Raw genomic sequence first — 14167 nt, 5'->3', positions numbered from 1 at the left:
CGTCAAGTTATAGTGTTCGGGTGAACCCCAGAGAGCGACGCGCGGCGCGCCACCTGCCGCCGAAGACCGAGGCCGAAGGGGGCCCCAGGCCCCGTCGCCGCAAGGACCCGATCACCGTCGAACAGGTCGTCGACACCGCGCTGGGCATGATCGCCGCGGAGGGCTACGAGGCCCTGACCATGCGGCGACTGGCCGGCGCCCTCGACACCGGCCCCGCATCGCTCTACGCCCACGTCGTCAACAAGGCCGACCTCGACGAGCTGCTCATCGGCCGGCTGTGCGCCGAGCTGGTCCTGCCCGCACCCGATCCGGAGGCCTGGCGGGAGCAGATCCACGGTGTGTGCGCCCAGATCCGCGACCAGTACCTGAAGTACCCGGGCATCTCCCGCGCCGCGCTCGCCATGGCCCCCACCGACCTCGAGACCATGCGCGTCAGCGAAGGGCTGCTCGCCATCCTCCTCGCCGGCGGCGTCGCACCGCAGGCCGCCGCCTGGGCCATCGACGCGCTGCTGCTGTACGTGGCCGCCTACTGCCTGGAGACCTCGATCGCCCGCCTGCGTTCGGCCGACGACGACGCCGTCTGGGTCGTCGACCGCGCCGAGCTGCTGCGGCGCTTCGCGGCCCTGCCCGCCGGGACCTTCCCCCACACCACCCGTCACGCCGCCGAGCTCACCGCGGGCGAGGGCCACGACCGGTTCGACTTCACCCTCCGCCTGATGATCGACGGTCTGGCACACCGCTGAAGCGCCTCCCGTCCACTGCGATCGCAGCAGGCGCGAGTGTCTGGGGCGGCCCCAACCACTGGGCGATCCGCGGCGGCAACGCCCAGTCCGGCTCCCTGTCCACCTTCTACAACGGGGTCCGCCCCAACGCCGCCGGGTACAACCCGATGAAGAAGGAGGGTGCCATCATCCTCGGCATCGGCGGCGACAACAGCCACGGCGCCGCGGGCACCTTCTACGAGGGCGTCATGACCTCCGGCTATCCCTCCGACGCCACCGAGAACGCCGTACAGGCCAACATCACCGCGGCCGGCTACGGCAGGTAGACCTCCGACGGCCCCTTCGCCGCCCCGGCGCCGAAGGGGCCCCGGGCGTCGCCCCAGATGTGAGCATCCACACCTCCTTCACCATTGCGGCCCCCTGCCACGGCGCGGCAGAGTGTGGCAACTGCGGGACGTGTGAGGCGAGTTGCCCGCATCCCCACGGCAAGGCGCCACGGACGACCCGGAAGGTAGACCAGTGAGCCCGATATCGGTCCGCGGATTCGCGGTGGCCTCGGCCTCCGCGGTCACCGCCGTCGGAAGTGTCGTCGGCGTCGCCTCGGGCACCGCCGCGCAGACGGGCGGGGCCGAGGCCGGCGCTGCCGACGCGACGCTGCTCGCCGACATACCGGCGGGTCAGCAGGCCCAGGTGCAGACCGCGTCCCTGACGATGCAGGCCGACGCGCAGGCCGTGCAGGCGGACGCCGTCACCAGGAAAGAGGCCGAGGAGGCCGCCCGCAAGGCCGCCGCCAGGACGGCCACGGCGAAGAAGGAAGCCGCGAAGCGCGCCGAGACGAAGAGCGCCGCGAGCCGGGGCGTGAGCCTGACCCCCCAGCGGTCGTACACCATCGCCGAGATCCAGGCGATCGCCCGGCAGATCGTGCCCAGCGGCCAGTTCCAGTGCTTCAGCAACATCGTGGAGCGCGAGTCCAGCTGGAACATGCACGCCCTGAACGCCTCCTCCGGCGCGTACGGCCTCGTCCAGGCCCTGCCGGCCTCCAAATACGCCACGGTCGGCGCCGACTGGCAGACGAACCCCGCGACCCAGATCAAGTGGGGGCTCAACTACATGAACGCCGCCTACGGCAGCCCGTGCGACGCCTGGGCCTTCTGGCAGGTCCACCACGCGTACTGAGGCCGACCGCCGACGCCGCCGACCCCCCTCCGCCTGTTTCGACAGGCTTCTATGTTGACGTCCGTCGATGCAAGGCGCAGGCTTGCATCAAGGAACGTCGATACAGGTCGTTCCGGGCCGCCGTGCCGCGGCCCGTCACCTGGGGGTGAGCCATGAACGAGCAGTCCAACGATCTGCGCGAGGCGGTACGTCGCCGGTACGCGGCCGCGGCCGTCAAGGTCACCGAGGGCGCGGCCGCCTGTTGCGGACCCGAGCCGGTCGAGGTCGACGACGACTTCGGCTCCACGCTGTACCCCGCGGACGAGCGCGGCGCCCTGCCCGCGGAGGCCGTCGCAGCCTCCCTCGGCTGCGGCAACCCCACCGCCGTCGCCGAGCTGCGCGCCGGTGAACGCGTCCTGGACCTCGGTTCCGGCGGCGGCATCGACGTCCTGCTGTCCGCCCGCCGCGTCGGTCCGACCGGCAAGGCGTACGGGCTGGACATGACCGACGAGATGCTCGAACTCGCCGTGGCCAACGCGGCGAAGGCGGGCGCGCGGAACGTGGAGTTCCTCAAGGGCACCATCGAGGCGATCCCGCTGCCCGCGAACACCGTCGACGTGGTGATCTCCAACTGCGTCATCAACCTGTCCACGGACAAGGCAGCCGTGTTCGCCGAGACCTTCCGCGTGCTGCGGCCCGGCGGCCGGATCGGCGTCTCCGACATCGTCTCGGACGACACCCTCACCGTCGAACAGCGTGCCGAGCGCGGTGACTATGTGGGCTGCATCGCCGGTGCCCTGTCGTTCGCCGAATACCGCGCGGGCCTCGAGGCCGCCGGGTTCACCGACGTCGAGATCACCCCGACCCACCCGGTCGCCGACGGCATGCACTCGGCCGTCGTCCGCGCCGTCAAGCCGGCTCAGAGCAGGTCGTAGGGACGGGCGGTGGGCGCCGGGGCGGCCGAGGGAGCCCTGTACGGCATCCGGCCGACCCCGGTGCGCCGGCGGAGCCGATTCGGTCGTAACCTGCGGCATCATGAGCGATGTCTTTCCTTCCGGCCCGCGCGAGGCCTATGACCTGCTCCTGGCGGGCAATCGCCGCTTCGCCGCCGGCACGCCCCTGCATCCCAACCAGGACGCCGCCCGCCGTGCCGATCTGACCTCCACCCAGCGCCCGTTCGCCGTGCTCCTCGGCTGCTCGGACTCCCGGCTGGCCGCCGAGATCATCTTCGACCAGGGGCTGGGAGACCTGTTCGTCGTCCGCACCGCCGGACACGCCGCGGGTCCGGAGGTGCTCGGCAGCATCGAGTACGGGGTGAGCGTGCTGGACTGCCCGCTGGTCGTGGTCCTCGGCCATGACGCCTGCGGAGCGGTCGCCGCCACCAGGGCCGCCGTGGCGGACGGCAGGGCCGCGCCCGGGTACCTACGGGACGTGATAGAGCGGGTGACGCCCAGTGTGCTGGCCGCTCAAGCCGCCGGTGCGAGCGAGAACGAGGAGTTCATCGCCACTCATGTGCGGCACACCGTCGACTTCGTCATGGACCGCTCCCGGGAACTGGCCGACCAGGTCGCCCGCGGCCGCACCGCCGTGGTGGGCCTGACCTACCGGCTGGCCGACGGCAGCGCCCACCCGGTCACCGCCCGCGGCCTGGACCTCCCGGCCGCCCCGGCCGACTCCACCCCCCGAGCCGAGGTCGGCTGACGCGCTCGCCTCGTACGAGGAGACCAGCAGGCCGAAGCCGATCAGCACGACGCCCGTGGTGCGGCCGAGCGCACGGCCGATCCGCGGTCTGTGCAGGACCGGGCCCGCCTTCGCCAGCAGGAGCACGTAGCCGCCGAGCCAGCCGAGGGTGAGGGCGGTGTGCAGGAGGACCAGGAGGGTCATGGCCCAGGCGGTGGGCAGCCCCGGCAGGGCGAGTGAGGGCAGCAGTCCGGTGTAGAAGACGGCGATCTTCGGGTTGAGGATGTTGCTGACCAGGCCCGTCTGCCAGGGGCTCCCCGTGGGGGCGGTGCCCGTGGGCACGGCGGGTGCGGTGGCCCGGTGCTGCCACAGGGCCTGCGCGCCCAGGAACACCAGGTAGCCGGCGCCCAGGAGCTTGACCGCCCGGTAGGCCGCGGGCGAGGCGGCGAGCACGGCCGCGAGGCCCGCCGCGGTCGGCGCACCCCACAGCAGCAGCCCGGTCGCGATCCCGCCGACGGTGCGCAGCCCGTCCCCGGCACCGGCCGCGAGCGCACGCCGGGTCACCACCGCCATGTCCGGGCCGGGCACGACGGTCAGCACCCCCAGGACACCGGTCGCGGCCACGAGATGAGTCAGCATGCGGCCGGCTTCCCCGGGTTCGCCCACGCCCGGACGGCCGGGTGCTCGCCGCCGCGGCGTACCACGGTGACGACGCGGCGGGTGCTCCGGCCGCGGGTGAGGCGCCGCAGGGCGACGGTCGGGGACCGTCCGCTCCACACGAGGTCGGGGAGGAACGCGCCGGCTTCGAGCCCGACGTACGGTTCGAGACCACCGATCTCCTGCTCCACCAGCGCCTCGTCGAGCAGCGGCTCGCCGCGGCACACCGTCCGGCATCGCCTGGCCCCATCTTCTCGCCGGGCTGGACGCCGCGATCGCCATCACGGACGCCGACTGCGCCCGCGCCGCCGCCGACCTCGCGGCGCTGGGCGTCTCCTCGGGGCCCTGCGGTGCCGCCGTGCTCGCCGGCCTGCGCGCGGCGCTCAACGGCCCGGGGGCCGCGGAACGCCGTACGGCGCTGGGGCTCGGGCCGGCCTCGGTCGTCGTACTGCTGAGCACCGAGGGCACGGCGGCCGGAACGCCCTCCACGACGCCGTCACACTCCACGCCGGCGGTTCCTGAGGGGGCCGTGCCTCACAGGGGGGTGCCGGGTGGGGGCGTGCGCTCGCGGAGGTACGCCTCCAGTTCGGCCGCTCCGCTCAGCATCGCCCATGCGCGGCCGGACAGCCGACGGCGCCATTCGGTCAGCGCGCCCTCCAGCGGTTCCAGTCCGCCGGCCGCGTGCACCTGGGTGATGAGCGGGGCGATCTGTTCCAGCAGGTAGCCCCCGCGCCGGAGTTGGTGGACCAGCCGGGCGTCCCGTACGCCGGCGTCGTCGTAGACGCGGTAGCCGGTGTGCGGGTCGCGGTGCGGGCGTACCAGCCCGGCGCGCTCCCACTTGCGCAGGGTCGCGGGCCGGATGCCGAGCCGGTCCGCGAGGGGCCCGATGAAGGTGCCGCCGGGCTCCGGTGCGGTGGCGGGTTCCAGGTCGCGGAGGGCGTTCTCCACGGCGTGGAGGGTCCGCCGGTCGTCGAGGAGCTGGGCATGGCTCTCGTCGATGTGGCGGAACGCCTCGTCGGTCGCGCCCCGGTTCACCTCCCGCATGATCGACGCCGCCGTCCGGTGGCCGTGCCCGGGCAGCAGGGCGAGGAACGCCCGCAGAGCCGCCGCGTGCACGGAGGTGTAGGTGCGGTAGCCGTGCGGGGTGCGACCGGCCGGAGGGAGGATGCCCGCCTCCTCGTAGTTCCTGACCGCCTGCGTGGACAGACCGTGGGCGCGGGCCAGGTCGACGGGCCTGAGCCGCCCGCCGCTTTGAAGGTTTCTCCCCATACTCCTGCCCAAATCACGTGAAAGTCTCAACCGAAGGTTCAACGATACCGTTGAGGATATGGCCACTTGCATCAAGGACATCGCCGGTGCCGTCGACGCCGCCTCCGTCAGGAGGCTGCTCCCGGGCCGGCCCCGACTGCTCGGGCTCGGCGAGCCCACCCACGGTGAGGACGCCCTGCTCGACCTGCGCAACGAACTCTTCCGGCAACTCGTCGAACAGGACGGCTACCGGACCGTCGCGATCGAGAGCGACTGCGTGCGGGGCCTGGTCGTGGACGAGTACGTCACCTCGGGCACGGGCACCCTCGACGACGTCATGGAGCGCGGGTTCAGCCATGGCTGGGGCGCCTTCGCCGGCAACAGGGAGCTCGTGCGCTGGATGCGGGCCCACAACGCGCGCCGGCCCGCGTCCGAACACGTAAGCTTCGCCGGTTTCGACGGCCCCCTGGAGATCACCGAGGCCGCGAGCCCCCGACAGGCCCTCACCGCACTGCACGCCCATCTCGCGGACCACGTGGACGCGGACCTGCTGCCCTGCACCGCGCAGACCCTCGACGGTCTGCTCGGCCCCGACGACCGGTGGACGGATCCCGCCGCGATGACCGAGCCGTTCCGGTCCGTGGGACGGTCGGCCGAGGCGGATCGGCTCCGGCTGCTGGCCGACGACTTGGTGGCACTGCTCGACGCGCAGACGCCACATCTGATCGGTGCGGCCTCCCGGGAGGACTGGGACCGGGCGCGCCTGTACGGACGTACCGCCGTCGGACTGCTGCGCTATCACCACGGGATGGCGGACACCTCGCCGGCCCGCATGACACGGCTGTGCGCGCTGCGGGATCTGATGATGGCCCACAACCTGCTGGCCCTCGCCGAACGCGGCCCGGTGCTGGTGCACGCCCACAACTCACATCTGCAGCGGGCGAAGAGCTCGATGCGGATGTGGCAGGGGCCGGTGCAGTGGTGGAGCGCCGGTGCCCTGGCGGGCGTCCGGCTCGGCGCGGAGTACGCCTTTCTGACCACGGCGCTGGGCACGATCCGCCACCGGGGAGTGGACACGCCCGCGCCGGACACCGTCGAGGGTCTGTTGTACGCGCTCCCGGAGGACCGCTGTGTCGTGGACGCCGGGCGGCTCGCCGCGGCCGTCGGCGGCACGCCTCCCGCGCCCCGCGTGTCCCCCTGGTTCGGCTACGCGCCGCTCGACCCTGCTCAGCTCGGGGACGCCGCCGGCGTCGTGTTCGTCAAGGATGTCCGGGCCGAGGCCCGTTAGGGCACCGACGCCTGCGGCCCGGTTCAGGTGGCGATGGTGGCCGGGCCGGCGATTCCCGCCATGCAAGTGACGGTGAGGATGATGCCGGGGGCGGTCAGGTGGATGCCCGTGTCGTGCGTGGCGACCGAGACGGCGTGTTGCCGGACATGGCACCCACCTCCTGTTCGAGGCGTCCGACCGCCCGCGAGAGGACCGGCTGCGTCGGCCCGGCCTCCGCGGCGGCCCGGGGCACGGTGGGCCACCCTGGGGAGGGACAGGGCGACCGACGGTCGCACTCCCGGACACGTCACGGAGCGACGATGAGCACCCAGTGGAACGCCGACGACAACCGTTTCGAGACCTCTGCACGCGGCCGTGCCGTGCTGGCCGACCCCCGTCTCAACCGCGGTACGGCCTTCACCGGACAGGAGCGGCGGGACCTGGGCCTGGACGGCCTGATCCCGCCCCGCGTGCTCACCCTGGACCAGCAGGCCGACCGGGCGTACGGCCAGTACTCGGCCCAGCCCACCGACCTGGCCAGGCACGTCAACCTGACCGCCCTGCACGACCGCAACGAGGTGCTGTTCTACCGCCTGCTCAGCGATCACCTCTCGGAGATGCTGCCCATCGTCTACACACCGACGGTCGGCACCGCCATCGAGCGCTACAGCACCGAGTACCGGCGCCCGCGCGGCATCTACCTGTCGGTCGACGCCCCCGAGGACATGGAACGCGCCCTGCGTGCCTCCGGGTTGGGCGCCGACGACGTCGACCTGATCGTGGCGACCGACGGCGAGGCCATCCTGGGCATCGGCGACTGGGGGGTGGGCGGCATCGACATCTCGGTGGGCAAGCTCGCCGTGTACACGGCCGCGGCCGGCATCGACCCGGCCCGCACCCTCGCCGTCGTCCTCGACGTCGGCACCAACCGCGAGCAACTCCTCGAGGACCCGCTCTACTTGGGCAACCGTCACCCCCGGGTGGACACGGAGACGTACGACGCCTTCATCGAGCGCTACGTCACCACCGCGGAGCGCCTCTTCCCCGACGCGCTGCTCCACTTCGAGGACTTCGGGCCGGCCAACGCGCGCCGCGTCCTCGACCGTTACCGGGGCGAGCACTTCGTCTTCAACGACGACATCCAGGGCACGGGAGCGGTGAACCTGGCCGCCGTCCTGTCCGGGGTGCGGGCCAGCGGGATGCCGTTGCCCGAGCACCGGGTGGTGGTCTTCGGCGCCGGCACGGCGGGCATGGGCGTCGCCGACCAGTTGCGGGACGCCATGGCCGCGGAGGGTCTCGGCCGGGAGCAGGCCACCGACCGCTTCTGGGCCGTCGACCGCCACGGGCTGATCACCCGTGACCAGGAGGGCCTGCGTGACTTCCAGGTCGCCTACGCCCGATCGGCCGACGAGGTCGCCGGCTGGCGACGGGACGCGAAGGTCGGGGGCATCCCCTTGGCGGAGGTGGTGCGCCAGGTCCGGCCCACCGTGCTGATCGGCACCTCCGGCCAGGGCGGCGCCTTCACCGGGAGCATCGTCCGGGAGATGGCCGCGCACGCCGAACGCCCCATCGTGCTGCCGATGTCCAACCCGACCCGGCTCGCCGAGGCCGTGCCCTCCGAGCTGCTGGACTGGACGGAGGGCCGTGCGCTCATCGCGACCGGGAGCCCCTTCGAGCCGGTGACCAGCGGCGGGGTCACCTACGAGATCGGCCAGGCCAACAACGCGCTGATCTTCCCCGGACTCGGCCTCGGTGCCGTCGTCTCCCGGGCCACGCGGGTCACCGACTCGATGCTCTCCGCCGCGGCCCACGCGGTCGCCGCACAGGTCGACTCCACCGCCCGAGGCGCCTCCCTCCTCCCCCACACCCGGGACCTGCGGCGCACCTCCGCCGCCGTGGCGGTCGCCGTGGCGCGTGCGGCGGCCGAGGACGGCGTCGCCCGCGAGAGCGTGGACGACACCATCGAGGACCGGGTGCGCCGGGCCATGTGGGAGCCGGTGTACCGGCCGGTGGCGGCGGTCTGAGGCGCTGTGCGGTCCGCGCTCATCCCTCGTTGGGCCGGGCGAGTCCGATGTCGTAGGCGAAGATCACGGCCTGGATGCGGTCACGGGCGCCGATCTTCGCCAGGACGCGGCCGACGTGGGTCTTGACGGTGGACTCGGACAGCACGAAGTGCGCGGCGATCTCGCCGTTGGTCCAGCCCTTGCCGACGGCCTCGAGGATCTCCCGCTCCCGCTCGGTCAGGGTGCTCAGTCTGGGGTCCTCGGCGGGGTCGCCGGGGCGGACGGGCCGGTGCCGGGCGTACTCGTCGAGGATGCGGCGGGTGAGGGCGGGCGCGATGACGGCGTCGCCGGCGGCCACGGCGCGGATGCCGGCGAGGAGTTCCTCGGGGCGTGCGTCCTTGAGGAGGAAGCCGCTGGCCCCGGCGCGCAGGGCGGCGTGGACGTACTCGTCGAGATCGAACGTGGTCAGCACCAGGATGCGGGAGCGGTCGCCGGAGGCGACGATGCGGCGGGTGGCCTCGATGCCGTCCATGCCGGGCATCCGTACGTCCATCAGCACCACGTCGGGCCGTAGTTCGGCGGCTTTGCGGACGGCCTCGGCGCCGTGCGCGGCCTCGCCGACCACGTCGGTCTCCGGGACCGATTCCAGCAGGATGCGGAAGCCGTAGCGCTGCAGGTGCTGGTCGTCGACGATGAGCACGGTGGTCACGGGGCGCCCCTCTGGGGGGTGAGGTCGAGCGTGGCCCGCACGCTCCAGCCGCCGCCGGGCACCGGGCCGGCGCTGACGCTTCCGCCGTAGAGTGCCGCTCGTTCGCGCAGGCCCACCAGCCCGTGTCCTTCCTCGCCCGGCGGTCCGGGCAGCAGGGCGGGGCCGCTGTCGCGGACCCGGATGGTCAAGGAGGCGTCCTCCACGAGGACGGCCAGGTGCACCCGGGTGTCGGGGCCGGCGTGTTTCAGGGTGTTGGTGAGGGCTTCCTGCACTATCCGGTACACCGTCAACTGCACGCCGCTGTCCAGCGCGTCGACGTTCCCGGCGGTCCGGTAGACGACCTCCAGGCCCGCGGCGCGCACGCCGGCGCACAGGGCGTCGATGTCCGCGAGGCCGGGTTGCGGGCTGAGCGCGGGCTCGGCGGGGGACGTGCCGGTGCTCTCGCGGAGCACACCGAGCACGCGCCGCAGTTCTCCCAGCGCCTGCCGGCCGGTGTCGCCGATGAGCCGCAGGGCCTCCTTGCCGCGTTCGGGGGCGAGGTCGGTGGCGTATCGGCCGGCGTCGGCGAGGGTGATGATGACGGACAGGTTGTGGCCGACGATGTCGTGCATCTCGCGGGCCACCCGGGCCCGTTCGGTGGCGACCGCCAGTCTGCCGCGCTGGTCGCGCTCGATCTCCAGCCGGGCGGCCCGCTCGCGCAGGCCGGCGAGCTGGGCCCGGCGGATGCGCACCGTCAGCCCGAGCGCGAGGGCCGCGGTCGCCGTGCTCAGCAGGAAGAACAGGGCGTCCCAGACGGACACCGCGTGGGTCACGCGCAGCGCGACCACGGTCATGGCGCCCGCCACGACGGCGCAGGCCCACGGCAGCTGCCGCAGCCGTCCGTGCAGCGCCAGGCTGTAGAGGGCGATGAACAGGGCGATGTCCGCGCGCAGCCCGGCGTCCAGGGACCACTGGAGCAGGAATACGGCCGTGATGACGCCGAACGTCGCGAGCGGCCGTCGCCGCCGCCACAGCAGGGGCAGTACCAGCCCGGCCTGTATCGCCAGCATCGCCGGCAGGGGCAGGTCGGTGAGGGCGAGGCGCAGCCGGTGCGGTCCGTCGCCGCCGGTGACCGCGCCCGTGGCGCGCAGCAGGTCCGGCACGCAGAACAGCGCGAAGACCAGGACCACGACCGCGGTGTCCAGCGCCCAGGGGCGGGCGCGGTCGGCCTGCCGCAGCCGCTGGCCGGCCCGCGCGAGGCGGGCGACCAGCGGCCCCAGTGCGCCGGCGTCGTCGAAGGTCACGGATGTCACCCGTCCATGGTGCAGGGGGTCAGACGTCGGTGCGCACCAGCCGGTACGCCGCGCCGGCCAGCGCGAGGGCCGTCCAGCCGAGGAAGACCCACAGTCCGGCGCCGGGCGAGAGGGTGGTGGCGTCGTGCGTGAGGGCGTACATCGCCTGGCCGGCGTTGCCGGGCAGGTAGGGGCTGATGTCGTTCTGCCAGGAGCTTGGCAGCAGCGTCACCAGGCCGGGGATCAGCATCAGGCTCGCGACCAGGACGGAGATCCCGCCGGCGACCGAGCGCAGCAGCATGCCGAGGGCCGCGCCGATCACTCCGACCAGGCCGAGGTAGAGCCCGGCGCCGAAGAGGCTGCGGACGACTCCGGCGTGCGACAGGCTCATGGCGGCCGGCGTGCCGGAGAGGATGCCGCTGCCGATCTGGAAGGCGACGAACGCGCCGGCGGTGCCGACGACGAGCACGACCACGCCGTACAGGGCCGCCTTGGACCACAGCACGGGCAGGCGGCGCGGCACGGCTGCCAGGGTGGAGCGGATCATGCCGGTGGAGTACTCGCCCGCGGTGATCAGCACGCCGAGGACGCCCAGGGCCAGTTGGGCGAAGTTCGTGCCGAACAGGGACAGTTCCAGGCCCGTCGAGCTGGCGAAGTCCCGGTTCAGGGTGCCGGAGGCGTAGCCCGACTTGTAGCGGGTGGCGGCGATGAGCCCGAACGCGACCAGGAAGAGCAGGCCGAGTCCGAGCGTGATCCAGGTCGAGCGCAGGGACCACAGCTTGGCCCACTCCGAGCGCAGCACTCCCCGGGTGGTGACGCGGTAGGCGGGTCGCGGGGCGGTGGCGGGCGGTGTTCCGGTGGTGTCCGTGGTCGCGGTGACGGTGCTCATGCCGCCCTCCCGGGGGTCTCGGCGGTGGTCGTGACGGTGCCGTGGTACTCCACCGCGTCCCTGGTCAGGTCCATGAAGGCCTGTTCCAGTGACATCGTGCGGGGGCTGAGTTCGAACAGGGCGATGCCGTGCTCGGCCGCCTTCAGGCCGATCTCGCGGGCGGTGATCCCGGTGACCTGGAGTTCTTCGGAGCCGACGTGTCCGGTGATGTCGACGTCGGGTCCGGCCAACGCCTCGCGCAGCCGTGCCGGGTCCTGGGTCTTGACCGTCACGGTGTCGCCACCGGCCTGGCGGACCAGGTCCCGCACGGTGGTGTCGGCCAGCAGCCGCCCCCGGCCGACGACGATCAGGTGGTCGGCGACGAGTGCCATCTCGCTCATCAGGTGTGAGGAGACGAAGACCGTGCGGCCCTCCTCGGCGAGGGTGGTCAGCAGGTTGCGGATCCAGAGCACGCCTTCGGGGTCCAGGCCGTTGACCGGTTCGTCCAGCATCACCGTCTGCGGGTCGCCGAGCAGCGCGGCCGCGATGCCGAGCCGCTGTCCCATGCCGAGGGAGAAGGCACCGGCCCGCTTGCGGGCCACGCTGCCCAGACCGGCGAGGTCGATGACCTCGTCGACGCGGCGGCGGGGGATGCCGTGGGTCAGCGCCAGCGACCGGAGGTGGTTGTAGGCCGAGCGCCCCGGGTGGATCGACTTGGCCTCCAGCAGCGCCCCCACCTCCTGCAGCGGTGCGCGGTGCCGCGCGTAGGGGCGGCCGTTGACCGTCACGGACCCGGCGGTCGGGGCGTCCAGACCGACGATCATGCGCATGGTGGTGGACTTGCCGGCGCCGTTGGGCCCCAGGAAGCCGGTCACCGTGCCCGGTTTCACGACGAAGTCCAGGCCGTCGACGGCCGTTTTCTCCCCGTAGCGTTTGGTGAGCTGCTGTGCCTCGATCATCCGCGCCTCTCCCTCGGTCCGCGGCGCCGTCGGACGCCGCACCACCCACGCTAGGAAGCGATCGGTCCCTTTCGGTGGTACCGCGGGTCGATCTGCGGTCGTGGCGTGGTACCCGGGTACTACGCGGAGCCGGGGCGGGGGCCGGATCAGTCCGTGTCGGCGCTCAGCACGAGGTCGAGCAGTCCGGGGAAGCGTGCGTCGAACTCCTCCCGGCGCAGCCGGTTGACCCGCCGGGGTCCTTCGTCGCGCTGTTCGACCAGACCTGCGCCGCGCAGGACGGAGAAGTGGTGGCTGAGCGCCGCCTTGCCGACGGGTACGTCGAAGCTTCCGCAGCTGCGGGTCCACTCCGCGGAGCCCGCGAGCTCGCGGACGATCTGCAGGCGCACGGGGTCGGCGACCGCTGACAGCGCGGTCAGCACGGACACGTCCGCCGGGTCCGTGTGCACCGGCGCAGCGCGGTGACCGGCGCCCACAGCCTGCTTCGACATGTCCCTCTTCCCGTCCCGCGCACCTCGCCGGTTCACCCCGAGGCGCGCGCCGCCGCTTGCCGAGTGTTCGATCCGTATCTTACAGTCCCAGTGTTCGCTTTTCATTGAACACTTCCGGAGAGGCGGGTACGACCCATGCGCGCAGTGGAGTTCCAGGAGTACGGCGGCCCCGAGGTGCTGAGGGTCGTCGAGGCCGGCGTGCCCGAGCCGCGGGCCGGGCAGGTGACCATCGACACCGCCTACGTCGGCGTCAACTTCGCGGACCTGAAGGCACGCGCCGAGGGTTACCGGGTGCAGTCCCTGCCCTTCCGCCCGGGCCTGGAGGTCTCCGGACGGATCCGGGCCGTGGGCGAGGGTGTCGAGGGGCTGCGGGCCGGTCAGGACGTCGTCGCCCTGGTCGACAGCGGCGCGTACGCGGAGGTCGTCCTCGCCGGGGCCGCCGCGGTCTTCCCGCTGCCCGAGGGCCTGGACCTGCGGACCGCGGCGACGCTGCCCACCGTGCTGCCGACGGCGCACGCCCTGCTGCACGAGGTGGGGCGGCTGCGGGCCGGGGAGAGCGTGCTGGTGCACGGCGCGGCCGGCGGCATCGGCACGGCGGCCGGCCAGCTGGCGCGGGCGGCCGACGCCGGGGCGGTCTACGGCGTGGTCTCCTCCCCGGCCAAGGCCGACCACGCCCTCAAGCACGGCTACGACGAGGTGTTCCTCGCCGACACCTTCGCCGACGACGTCCGCCGCGCCACCGGCGGGAAGGGGGTCGACCTGGTGCTCGACCCCGTGGGCGGCGACACGCTGCGCCGGGGTCTGGACGCGCTCGCCGTCTTCGGACGCCTGGTGTCCTTCGGCAACGCGAGCGGGGCGGAGCCGTGGCAGGTCGGACAGCCCGAGCTGTACCCCTACGGCCGTTCCGTCGCCGGCTTCTCCATCCTGTCGCTCACGCAGTCGGCCCCCGAGGCGCTGCGCTCCCTCGCCGAGCGCGCCTTCCGCACGGTGACCGACGGCACGGTGAGCCTCCCGGTCACCGCGGAGTTCCCGTTGACCGAAGCGGCCGAGGCGCACCGGCTGATGGGCGGGCGCACCTCCACCGGCAAGCTGCTGCTGCGCGCACGGGACCAGAACGCGGGAGGTACCGACAGGTAACAA

At 73.0% G+C, this 14167-nt stretch carries 14 protein-coding genes and 3 pseudogenes; 9 read left to right on the top strand and 8 right to left on the bottom strand.

What is annotated here, in order from left to right; all coding sequences use genetic code 11:
* The first annotated feature begins 20 nt into the window (after positions 1–20).
* The 5 genes and pseudogenes from ACQF4J_RS39915 (at position 21) to ACQF4J_RS39895 (ending at position 3578) form a co-directional block, all read left to right on the top strand.
* Positions 21–743, top strand: a complete 723-nt coding sequence (locus ACQF4J_RS39915) for a TetR/AcrR family transcriptional regulator (protein WP_351564373.1) — start codon at positions 21–23, stop codon at positions 741–743.
* Positions 744–775: 32 nt separating this feature from the next.
* Positions 776–1039: pseudogene (locus ACQF4J_RS39910) on the top strand (arabinofuranosidase catalytic domain-containing protein); the annotation flags it as partial.
* Between the two features lie 202 nt (positions 1040–1241).
* Positions 1242–1898: a lytic transglycosylase domain-containing protein gene (locus ACQF4J_RS39905; RefSeq protein WP_351564375.1), complete on the top strand. Its 657-nt coding sequence runs from the start codon at positions 1242–1244 to the stop codon at positions 1896–1898.
* A 152-nt stretch (positions 1899–2050) separates the two neighbouring features.
* Entirely contained in the window at positions 2051–2812 is a 762-nt protein-coding gene (gene arsM / locus ACQF4J_RS39900) for an arsenite methyltransferase (RefSeq protein WP_427168002.1), read from the top strand.
* 100 nt (positions 2813–2912) lie between these two features.
* Entirely contained in the window at positions 2913–3578 is a 666-nt protein-coding gene (locus ACQF4J_RS39895) for a carbonic anhydrase (protein WP_351564381.1), read from the top strand.
* A 15-nt stretch (positions 3579–3593) separates the two neighbouring features.
* Here the strand turns inward: ACQF4J_RS39895 and ACQF4J_RS39890 are convergent.
* Both ACQF4J_RS39890 and ACQF4J_RS39885 read right to left on the bottom strand, forming a co-directional pair.
* Positions 3594–4196 (bottom strand): annotated as a pseudogene (locus tag ACQF4J_RS39890) (LysE family translocator); the annotation flags it as partial.
* Complete coding sequence (locus tag ACQF4J_RS39885; protein WP_427168001.1) at positions 4190–4441, bottom strand: hypothetical protein; 252 nt, start codon at positions 4439–4441, stop codon at positions 4190–4192. The gene ACQF4J_RS39885 and the pseudogene ACQF4J_RS39890, both read right to left, overlap by 7 nt.
* Here ACQF4J_RS39885 and ACQF4J_RS39880 point away from each other — a divergent pair.
* Positions 4435–4701, top strand: a pseudogene (locus tag ACQF4J_RS39880) (pyridoxal-phosphate dependent enzyme); the annotation flags it as partial. The gene ACQF4J_RS39885 and the pseudogene ACQF4J_RS39880 overlap by 7 nt on opposite strands.
* Positions 4702–4748: 47 nt before the next feature.
* Here the strand turns inward: ACQF4J_RS39880 and ACQF4J_RS39875 are convergent.
* Positions 4749–5483 carry a TioE family transcriptional regulator gene (locus tag ACQF4J_RS39875; protein WP_351805512.1) on the bottom strand — a complete coding sequence of 245 codons (735 nt, stop codon included), beginning with the start codon at positions 5481–5483 and terminating at the stop codon, positions 4749–4751.
* Positions 5484–5541: 58 nt separating this feature from the next.
* Here ACQF4J_RS39875 and ACQF4J_RS39870 point away from each other — a divergent pair, with 58 nt between their 5' ends.
* Both ACQF4J_RS39870 and ACQF4J_RS39865 read left to right on the top strand, forming a co-directional pair.
* Entirely contained in the window at positions 5542–6750 is a 1209-nt protein-coding gene (locus ACQF4J_RS39870) for an erythromycin esterase family protein (RefSeq protein ID WP_427168000.1), read from the top strand.
* 299 nt (positions 6751–7049) lie between these two features.
* The gene (locus ACQF4J_RS39865) at positions 7050–8753 is read left to right on the top strand and encodes an NAD-dependent malic enzyme (protein WP_427167999.1); all 1704 of its coding nucleotides are present in this window, start codon (positions 7050–7052) and stop codon (positions 8751–8753) included.
* 19 nt (positions 8754–8772) lie between these two features.
* On the opposite strand, the gene ACQF4J_RS39860 is transcribed toward ACQF4J_RS39865, so the two are convergent.
* From ACQF4J_RS39860 to ACQF4J_RS39840, 5 genes are all read right to left on the bottom strand, one after another.
* Entirely contained in the window at positions 8773–9441 is a 669-nt protein-coding gene (locus ACQF4J_RS39860) for a response regulator transcription factor (protein WP_351564389.1), read from the bottom strand.
* The gene (locus ACQF4J_RS39855) at positions 9438–10733 is read right to left on the bottom strand and encodes a sensor histidine kinase (RefSeq protein WP_351564391.1); all 1296 of its coding nucleotides are present in this window, start codon (positions 10731–10733) and stop codon (positions 9438–9440) included. The genes ACQF4J_RS39860 and ACQF4J_RS39855 overlap by 4 nt, the downstream gene beginning before the upstream one ends.
* Before the next feature lie 19 nt (positions 10734–10752).
* Positions 10753–11601 carry an ABC transporter permease gene (locus tag ACQF4J_RS39850; RefSeq protein ID WP_351564393.1) on the bottom strand — a complete coding sequence of 283 codons (849 nt, stop codon included), beginning with the start codon at positions 11599–11601 and terminating at the stop codon, positions 10753–10755.
* Positions 11598–12539, bottom strand: coding sequence for an ABC transporter ATP-binding protein (locus ACQF4J_RS39845; RefSeq protein ID WP_351805516.1), 942 nt, complete (start codon positions 12537–12539; stop codon positions 11598–11600). Before ACQF4J_RS39845 ends, ACQF4J_RS39850 begins: the two co-directional genes overlap by 4 nt.
* Positions 12540–12685: 146 nt before the next feature.
* Entirely contained in the window at positions 12686–13027 is a 342-nt protein-coding gene (locus ACQF4J_RS39840) for an ArsR/SmtB family transcription factor (protein WP_351564396.1), read from the bottom strand.
* A 135-nt stretch (positions 13028–13162) separates the two neighbouring features.
* Between ACQF4J_RS39840 and ACQF4J_RS39835 the strand changes: the two genes are divergently transcribed.
* Positions 13163–14164: a quinone oxidoreductase family protein gene (locus ACQF4J_RS39835; RefSeq protein WP_351564398.1), complete on the top strand. Its 1002-nt coding sequence runs from the start codon at positions 13163–13165 to the stop codon at positions 14162–14164.
* Positions 14165–14167: the final 3 nt, after the last annotated feature.

The organism is Streptomyces sp. C1-1, assembly GCF_050214755.1.
Classification (GTDB): Bacteria; Actinomycetota; Actinomycetes; order Streptomycetales; family Streptomycetaceae; genus Streptomyces.
Note: the sequence above shows the minus strand (reverse complement) of the source record. Positions and strands in the feature narration are given on the sequence as shown.

What these genes read in the sequence shown, in the direction of transcription:
- ACQF4J_RS39865 (WP_427167999.1), top strand. Translation starts at nt 7,050, where the DNA reads ATGAGCACCCAGTGGAACGCCGACGACAACCGTTTCGAGACCTCTGCA.
- ACQF4J_RS39845 (WP_351805516.1), bottom strand. Translation starts at nt 12,539, where the DNA reads ATGATCGAGGCACAGCAGCTCACCAAACGCTACGGGGAGAAAACGGCC.
- ACQF4J_RS39870 (WP_427168000.1), top strand. Translation starts at nt 5,542, where the DNA reads ATGGCCACTTGCATCAAGGACATCGCCGGTGCCGTCGACGCCGCCTCC.
- ACQF4J_RS39875 (WP_351805512.1), bottom strand. Translation starts at nt 5,483, where the DNA reads ATGGGGAGAAACCTTCAAAGCGGCGGGCGGCTCAGGCCCGTCGACCTG.
- ACQF4J_RS39835 (WP_351564398.1), top strand. Translation starts at nt 13,163, where the DNA reads ATGCGCGCAGTGGAGTTCCAGGAGTACGGCGGCCCCGAGGTGCTGAGG.
- arsM (WP_427168002.1), top strand. Translation starts at nt 2,051, where the DNA reads ATGAACGAGCAGTCCAACGATCTGCGCGAGGCGGTACGTCGCCGGTAC.
- ACQF4J_RS39840 (WP_351564396.1), bottom strand. Translation starts at nt 13,027, where the DNA reads ATGTCGAAGCAGGCTGTGGGCGCCGGTCACCGCGCTGCGCCGGTGCAC.
- ACQF4J_RS39895 (WP_351564381.1), top strand. Translation starts at nt 2,913, where the DNA reads ATGAGCGATGTCTTTCCTTCCGGCCCGCGCGAGGCCTATGACCTGCTC.
- ACQF4J_RS39850 (WP_351564393.1), bottom strand. Translation starts at nt 11,601, where the DNA reads ATGAGCACCGTCACCGCGACCACGGACACCACCGGAACACCGCCCGCC.